This is a genomic window from Bartonella sp. AD328YNZD, assembly GCF_042196425.1.
In genome coordinates this window covers 1-581 of the sequence record NZ_JBHIQG010000821.1, presented here as the reverse complement: position 1 = coordinate 581, position 581 = coordinate 1, and the positions used below count along the sequence as shown (strand labels likewise).

The 581-nt window shown below is 39.6% G+C and carries 1 protein-coding gene and 1 pseudogene; both read left to right on the top strand.

Translation table 11 applies throughout. The features are described 5' to 3' along the window. Positions 1 to 174 (top strand): annotated as a pseudogene (locus tag ACFIO3_RS15220) (YqjD family protein); the annotation flags it as partial. A 3-nt stretch (positions 175 to 177) separates the two neighbouring features. Continuing rightward, positions 178 to 581, top strand: a 404-nt coding sequence (locus ACFIO3_RS15215; RefSeq protein ID WP_375704798.1) for a hypothetical protein, incomplete at its 3' end; no start/stop codon positions are given.

Here is a 581-nt window from a genome sequence, read left to right as displayed (position 1 = left end):
GAAAAACTATATCACTCAGCGAAAGAAAGTGGTGAAGACATGATGTCTCAAGCAAAAGACAAAATCAGTGATCTTGAACAAACCATGAATCAATGCGTTCGCAAAAATCCTGGCAAAAGCGTTTTGTTTGCCGCAGGGGTTGGTTTTATTCTTTCTCAATTACTACGTCGTTAAGCAATGCACAAGTTTATCGCTCCTCTTTTAAACCATCTTGTCGGTGGAGGGCTTAAAAGCACAGTCAAGCAAGTACGCCTTCAAGCAATTTTTTATGGGTTTATTGGCATTTCATTCTTCATGTCTTTGCTTTTTTTATGTACCATCGGTTTTATTGCGTTATGTTCTGTTATGAAGCCTCTTGCTGCCGCTAGTATCATGTTTTTAATTTGTCTTTCTCTTGCGGGATTAGGTCTTATTATCAGTCGCGTTCTCAAAACTTATCAACGCTATGACCAACAAAAAAAGACAGAAGAACAACGCCACAAACTGATGACAGATGCAACTGTTTCCAGCCTTGCAGCTCTCAGTCAACATCTCCCTTTTGCCAAATTGAGTGTTCCCATTCTCGGACTTGCAACTTATTT